Here is a 6,451-nt window from a genome sequence, read left to right as displayed (position 1 = left end):
GGGGCGCGCGCCGCCGCCCGCTGGCCGGCGGGGGCGCGGGGGCGGCCCGCGGGCGGGGCGCCCGCCGGCCGGGGGGCGGCGGGGGGGGGGGGGGGGGCCCGGCGGGGGCCCCCCCCCCCGGCGCTGGCCGGGCTCGCCCGCCCGGCCCCCTACCCGGAGCTGTTCCGGCCCTGGTTGGCCCTGCGGCCCAGGATCGGCTACGCGCTGGAGACCCTGCTGCGGCCGGACGTGCTGCCCGCGATCGACCGGACGGCACTGGTTGCCGCCGCCGCCGAGGAGGTCGCCGCGGACGAGCCCGCGCACACCTGGGGCGCCGCGCACCGGCTCGCGCCCTGGCGGGCCGTCCCCGACACCGACGCCGACCGGCCGCAGCTCGCCGGCGACCACGACTGCGTCCTGGCCACCTCCGCCGTGCCGGGTGTCACCGACCGCTGCGCCCGCGGGCCGGCGGCCCGGTTCGTCTGGGACCTCGCCGACCGGGCGGGCAGCGCCTGGATCGTGCCGTTCGGCGCCTCCGGGACGCCCGGCCACCCGCACCACCGGGACCAGCTGCCGCACTGGCTGGGCGGCACGCTCGTCCCGGTGACCACCGACTGGCACCTGCTCACCGAGGAGCGACATGTCCGCTGACCCCGCCGTCCGGCCCGCCGTCCACGAGGAGGAGGTGGCCGGCTTCGGCCGCCTGCGGATCGTGCCGCTCGACCCGGCGGCCGATGCCGCCCTGGTGCACCGCTGGGTCACCGAGGACCGCGCCCGGTTCTGGGGCATGCTCGACCACACCGTCGAACAGGTGAGGGAGGTCTACGAGTTCGTCGACTCGCTGAGCACCCACCACGCCTTCCTGGCGCTGCGCGACGGCACCCCGGTGGCGCTGTTCCAGACCTACGACCCCGCGCACGACCCCGTCGGCGAGTGCTACGAGGTCCGGCCGGGCGACCACGGCGTGCACCTGCTGATCGGCCCGGCCGACGCCGGCGGCGAGGACGGCTTCACCGGGCGGCTGATCGGCGGCTTCCTCCGGTTCGTGCTGGCCGACCCGGCCCACCGGCGGATCGTGGCCGAGCCCGACGCCCGCAACGACCGGGCGGTGGCCCGGCTGCTGCGCAGCGGATTCGAACTCGGCCCGCTGATCGACAAGCCGGAGAAGCGAGCCCGGCTGGTCTTCCTCACCCGGCCGGCCGGCGGGTCCGCCCCGGCGGCCGACCCGCGGTGACGGCGCGTCACACGGCCAGTACGATCTTGCCCCGGGTCTGCCCGGACTCGATCAGCTCGTGCGCCTTGGCCGCCTCCTCCAGCGGCAGCACGTGCTCCACGTGCGGACGCAGCCGGCCCTCGTCGACCAGGTCGGCCAGGCCCTGCAGGCCGACGTGGTCGGGCTCGACGGTGAGCCCGGTGAAGCGCCGGCCGGCCGCGGCCGCGGCCCCGGCGAGCTCGGTGTCGGTCCGCTCGACCAGGGTGATCAGCAGTCCGCCCGGTGCCAGCACCGGCAGCGACCGCTGCCCGTAGCCGCCGCCGATCCCGTCGAGCACCACGTCGACGCCGGTGAGGCCGTCCGCGAAGTCGCCCGCCGTGTAGTCGATGACGCGGTCGGCGCCGAGCCCGCGGACGAAGTCGTGCTTGGCCGGGCTCGCGGTGGCGAGCACCTCGGCGCCGCGGGCCTTGGCGATCTGCACGGCGAGGTGCCCGACGCCGCCGCCCGCGCCGTGCACCAGCACCCGCTGCCCGGGCCGGACGTCCGCGGTGTCGACCAGCGCCTGCCAGGCGGTGAGGCCGGCCAGCGGCAGCGCCGCCGCGGCGACGTGGTCCACGCCGGCCGGCTTCGGCGCAAAGTGCCGCGAGGGCGCCGCGACGTACTCGGCGTAGCCGCCCGCGGAGCGCGGGAAGAACGGCATGCCGAACACCTCGTCGCCGACCTTGAACCTGGTCACCCCGGGCACCACCTCCTCGACCACGCCGGAGACGTCCCAGCCGACCGTGAACGGCGGCTCGCCCAGCAGTGGGGCGGCGCCCGAGCGCACGTAGGCGTCGATCGGGTTGACCGAGGCGGCGTGGACCCGGACGAGCACGTCGCCGGGGAGCGGCACGGGCCGCCCGGCCTCGGTGAGGGTCAGGACGTCGGGGGTGCCGAAGGACTGCTGGACGACGGCGCGCACGATGGGCTCCTCTGCGAGGTGGGTACTGGCTTCGTCATCCACCGTAGAGAGATCGAGTGAGACGATGAATAGCCGAAAATCTTGATTCCCTGTCAGATCGTCTCGCTGCCTCGGACGAGTAGCCTGGGGGCGTGGACATCCTCACCGACGCCGTCGCCTCGATGCGCACGGGCAACCCGGTCTCCGCCCGCACCGACTGCCGCGGGCCCTGGGGGCTGCGCTTCTCCGAGGCGACCGGCGCCGGCTTCCACGTGGTGCTGACCGGCACCTGCTGGTTGATCGAACCGTCCGGCGAGCGCACCGCTCTCGGACCGGGCGACATCGTCTTCGTCCGCCGCGGCCGCGAGCACGTGCTGGCCGACGACCCGGCCTCGCCCGTGGTCGACTACCAGGTCGACCGCAGCTGGCCCGTCTCGCCGCCGCGGCGCACCCCGGCGACCGGCGACGGCCCGCTCACCTCGCTGCTCTGCGGCGCTTACCACCTGGACCAGGAGCGCCCGCACCCGCTGGTCTCCGCGCTGCCCGACCTCATCCACCTGCCCGCCCGGCGCGGCCGGCACCTCGCCCTCAGCTCCGCGATCGACATGCTCGGCGCCGAGCTGGAGCGCCCCGGCCCCGGCTCCGACGGCATCGTCGCCCAGCTGATCGACCTGCTGCTGCTCTACATCCTGCGGGCCTGGCTGGACGAGCAGCCCGCGGACGCGGCCGCCGGCTGGGCGGCCGCCCTGCGGGACCCGGCGATCGCCCCCGCCCTGAAGGCGATCCACGCCGACCCGGGCCGCCCCTGGACGGTCGAGGGCCTCGGCGACAGCGTCGGCCTCTCCCGGGCCGCCTTCGCCCGCCGCTTCACGGCCCTGGTCGGCGAACCCCCGCTGGCCTACCTCACCCGCTGGCGGATGACCACCGCGGCCGGGCTGCTGCGCCACTCCGAGACCCCGATCGGCGTGGTCGGAGGACAGGTCGGCTACGGCTCCGAGTTCGCCTTCGGCAAGGCCTTCAAACGGGCCTACGGAGTGCCGCCCGGCCAGTACCGCCGCCGGGCCCGGCCGGCCGCCTGACCAGGCACCCGGCCCGCCCGGCCAACACGCCGACGGCCGGGCGACGGGGCGCGGCGGGCCGCTCCCCGGCGGATACTGGCGCCATGCGCCAGAACCCAGAGAACCCGGAGTTCCCCGAGGACTACGACGAGGAGTCGCCGGCCGTCATGGAGGCGGATGACGAGGAACGGGAGGTGGCCGGGCAGGACGTCGACGAGCTGGAGCAGCTGCGCGAACGGCGGGCCCTCGGCGCGGACGAGGCGGACGACGGCGACGCCGTCGAGCAGACCCGCGAGGTCGGCCTCGACGAGGACGACTACCGGGACTGAGCGCGCCGCCGGGCCCCGGGCGCGCTCACAGCGCCCGGCGGCGCTGCAGCCAGCCGAACGCGGCCCAGCCCGGCAGCACCGGCAGCAGGAAGGTCAGCAGCCGGAACAGCAGGACGGCGGCGAGCGCGGCACCCTCGTCCATCCCGCCGGTGCTCGCGAGGCCGGTGATCAGCAGGCTCTCCACCAGGCCCACACCGCCCGGGGTCGGCGCGGCGGACCCGGCGGCGTTGCCGGCCAGGAAGACCACGGCGACCGCGCTGAAGTCGGGCCGGGCGCCCACCGCCAGGGCGCAGCAGTACAGGCAGGCGACCAGGCTGACCGAGACCAGCAGCTGGCCGGCGACCCCGGCGGCCAGCTTGCGCGGCTGCTGGAGCAGGTCGAGCAGGCGCGGCAGCACCTCGGCGCGCAGCGGACGCAGCAGCCCGACGATCCGGTGCCGCAGCCACGGCACGGCGAGGGCGGTGGCCAGCAGTACGGCGACCGCGCCGGCCCCGACGGCCAGCCAGACCGGCTCCAGCAGTGCGTCGGTGCGCGGCCCGATGCCCAGCGCCGTCGTGAAGCAGGCGAGTTGCAGCATGTGCAGGACCAGGCCGAGCAGCTGGGACGCGCCCACGCTGGAGAGCGCCTGGGCGGTCGGGATGCCGGAGCTCTGCAGGAACCGCGTGTTGAGGGCGACCCCGCCGACCCCGCCCGGGGAGACCAGCTTGACGAACGAGCCGGCCACCTGGGCGGCCAGCGCCCGCGGGAAGGAGATCCGCTCCGGCACGAAGCCGACGAAGCCGACCGTGGCCGCCAGATGGCTCGCCGCGTAGGCGAGCAGGGCCAGGACGAGCCAGAACGGGTCGGCGGTGGAGAGCGCGTCCAGGGACTGCGTCCCGGAGCCGAACAGACTCTGCAGCAGCAGATACCCGCCCGCGATGCCGGCCGCCACAGTGGCCAGGGTGCGCGGCCGCAGCCGCTCCAGGCGGACCGGCTCCACCTCCGCCCGCGGGCTGCGCCGCAGCACCTCCGCCCTGATCCCGGCGGCCAGTTCGGGCTGTTCGGCGAGTGCCTCCCGGGTGGCGCGCGGCAGGGCGATCGGCTGCAGCAGCGGCAGCGCGCCGGCGACCGGGTCCGTACCGAGCACGGCGACCGCGGTGTCCACCGCCCGCGGGGCCCCGGCCGACAGGGCGAGCACGGTCAGCAGGCCGGCCACGTCGAGGCGCAGCGGCAGCTCGCCGGCGGCGATCTCCCCGGCGGCGAAGCCGACCAGGTGGACGGCGCCGTCCGGGCCGAGCTGCACGGCGGCGGGGCTGAGCGAACGGTGGGCGATGCTGCGCCGCTGGAGCAGCCGCAGCTGCTCCCAGGCGTCGGTCAGCACCGCGTCGGTGAGCTCCTCGGGGGCGAGCGCGTGCAGCGGCCGGCCGGGCAGGTGGCGGTAGGCCACCAGGGCGGCGTCCGGGCTGAGTTCGGCGGCGATCAGCGGTTCGGGGGTGCGCACCCCGGCGGCGGCCGCGGCGTGCGCGAGCAGCGTCTGGTGCTCCAGGCCCTCGCGGAGCGAGCGCAGCCCGAGCGGGCGCGGGGCGGTCCGCAGCCGCAGCAGCTGCCACAGGTGGTGCGGCAGCCCGGTGGCGCGGGCCCGGCGGTCCAGCACCCGGACGTCCAGGTCGGGGCGGCCGTCGGCCTGGGTGACGAGGTAGCGGCAGGGGTCCAGCCGGCGCAGCGTGTCCGGGCGGGCGCCGGCGCCGTGCAGGGCGGCCCAGAGCTGGAGTTCGGTGGGCTCCCGGGTGGGTTCGCCGACCGCCCAGCAGACCGTCTGCGCGGCCGTCCAGCCGACCAGCAGGGCCAGCAGTACGGACAGCGGGGTGGCGTAGCCGGTGAGCAGGCCGGTGAATCCCGCGGTCGCCAGGCAGGCGGCCAGCGCGGTGCGCCAGCGCGGCAGCCCGGCCGTGCCGACCGCGGTCATGAACGCCAGGACCGGGGCGAGGTGCCCGTACACCGGGTCGGTGCGGCCGAACCCGCCGGGCGAGGGGTGGGTGAGCGCGGTCAGCCCGCCGAACGCCAGGTCGAGGCCGACGGAAAGGGTGTACGCGAGGACGGCGGCCAGGACGCCGTCGGCGACCTGGCGGCCCGCCCGGCGCAGCAGCCGGTCGACGGCGAACGCGAGCGGGACGGTCAGCAGGGCGGCGGCGCTGCACGCGGCGGCGAGCCGGACGGGCGGGCGGGGGAGCAGCCCGGTGCCCTCGGCCAGGTCGGCGTCGAGGCCGCCCGCGGTGCCCTGGGCGTACTGGACGAGCAGCAGCAGGAGGCCGACCGCGGCGAGGCCGACCGCCGCGCGGATCAGCGCCGCGGGATGTCGGACGCGGCCGTCGCGGGCCGCCGCGGGGGCGGTGCGGCGGTCGTCGGCAGGGGTCAGCGTGGCCACGCGGCATGCTCCCACACGGCCCCGTCCGGCAGGGGGGCGGCGGCGGGGCGGAGCCCTCCGCCTCGGGACGAAGAGGTTAAAATCCGGACATACGATCCCATGCGGTCGCCGGCTCCCGAGTTCCGCGCCCCCTGCGGAGCGGCCGGGCCGCCGAAGGGAGGCCGATCATGGCCAAGCGCTCGACGGGCAAGATGACCAAGCTCCGCCGCGGCACCCAGGATCTCCTCGAACGCCGCGGCATGACGACCGACCCCGGCCCGCTCGCACCGCAGCTGCACACCGACGGTCCGGCCGCCGCGCGCAGCGGCCCGTACTTCGGGGACGCCGAGTTCAGTCACGGCGGCCGGCGCACCGCCACCGGCGGCTCACCGCTGAACGGCGTGGCCCACCACGTCGAACTGCCCGGACACCGGCACCGCGGCGCGGAGAAGCACTCGGCGCACTGACGCCCGCCGCGGCCCGGCCCGGACGCCCATCCGTGGCCCCGGCGCCCGCCGGTGCGCCAGAGTGGGGGGCGCGCCCCCGCGA

7 protein-coding genes are annotated in these 6,451 nt (G+C 77.1%); 5 read left to right on the top strand and 2 right to left on the bottom strand.

Translation table 11 applies throughout. The features are described from left to right. Together ACFV0G_RS03420 and ACFV0G_RS03415 are read left to right on the top strand one after the other, a co-directional pair. The coding region (locus ACFV0G_RS03420; protein ID WP_380540843.1) for a penicillin acylase family protein at positions 1–630 on the top strand (630 nt) is incomplete at its 5' end. Next, positions 620–1,213: a GNAT family N-acetyltransferase gene (locus ACFV0G_RS03415; RefSeq protein WP_380540840.1), complete on the top strand. Its 594-nt coding sequence runs from the start codon at positions 620–622 to the stop codon at positions 1,211–1,213. The genes ACFV0G_RS03420 and ACFV0G_RS03415, both read left to right, overlap by 11 nt. Before the next feature lie 7 nt (positions 1,214–1,220). Here ACFV0G_RS03415 and ACFV0G_RS03410 read toward each other — a convergent pair whose 3' ends face one another. Continuing rightward, positions 1,221–2,153, bottom strand: a complete 933-nt coding sequence (locus ACFV0G_RS03410) for an NADP-dependent oxidoreductase (protein ID WP_380540837.1) — start codon at positions 2,151–2,153, stop codon at positions 1,221–1,223. 131 nt (positions 2,154–2,284) lie between these two features. Between ACFV0G_RS03410 and ACFV0G_RS03405 the strand changes: the two genes are divergently transcribed. Then, positions 2,285–3,211 (top strand): AraC family transcriptional regulator, encoded by a 927-nt coding sequence (locus tag ACFV0G_RS03405; protein ID WP_380540834.1) that lies wholly within the window; start codon positions 2,285–2,287, stop codon positions 3,209–3,211. An 83-nt stretch (positions 3,212–3,294) separates the two neighbouring features. Next, positions 3,295–3,519 (top strand): hypothetical protein, encoded by a 225-nt coding sequence (locus tag ACFV0G_RS03400; protein ID WP_380540831.1) that lies wholly within the window; start codon positions 3,295–3,297, stop codon positions 3,517–3,519. 25 nt (positions 3,520–3,544) lie between these two features. On the opposite strand, the gene ACFV0G_RS03395 is transcribed toward ACFV0G_RS03400, so the two are convergent. Next, entirely contained in the window at positions 3,545–5,923 is a 2,379-nt protein-coding gene (locus ACFV0G_RS03395) for a lysylphosphatidylglycerol synthase domain-containing protein (RefSeq protein ID WP_380540828.1), read from the bottom strand. 167 nt (positions 5,924–6,090) lie between these two features. Between ACFV0G_RS03395 and ACFV0G_RS03390 the strand changes: the two genes are divergently transcribed. Next, positions 6,091–6,369: a hypothetical protein gene (locus tag ACFV0G_RS03390; protein WP_380540825.1), complete on the top strand. Its 279-nt coding sequence runs from the start codon at positions 6,091–6,093 to the stop codon at positions 6,367–6,369. Positions 6,370–6,451 lie beyond the last annotated feature (82 nt).

This window comes from Kitasatospora sp. NPDC059571 (assembly GCF_042735675.1).
In the GTDB taxonomy this organism is placed as follows: Bacteria; Actinomycetota; Actinomycetes; order Streptomycetales; family Streptomycetaceae; genus Kitasatospora.
Note: the sequence above shows the minus strand (reverse complement) of the source record. Positions and strands in the feature narration are given on the sequence as shown.

Coding starts and splice junctions, on each gene's coding strand:
- ACFV0G_RS03415 (WP_380540840.1), top strand. CDS start 620: ATGTCCGCTGACCCCGCCGTCCGGCCCGCCGTCCACGAGGAGGAGGTG.
- ACFV0G_RS03400 (WP_380540831.1), top strand. CDS start 3,295: ATGCGCCAGAACCCAGAGAACCCGGAGTTCCCCGAGGACTACGACGAG.
- ACFV0G_RS03390 (WP_380540825.1), top strand. CDS start 6,091: ATGGCCAAGCGCTCGACGGGCAAGATGACCAAGCTCCGCCGCGGCACC.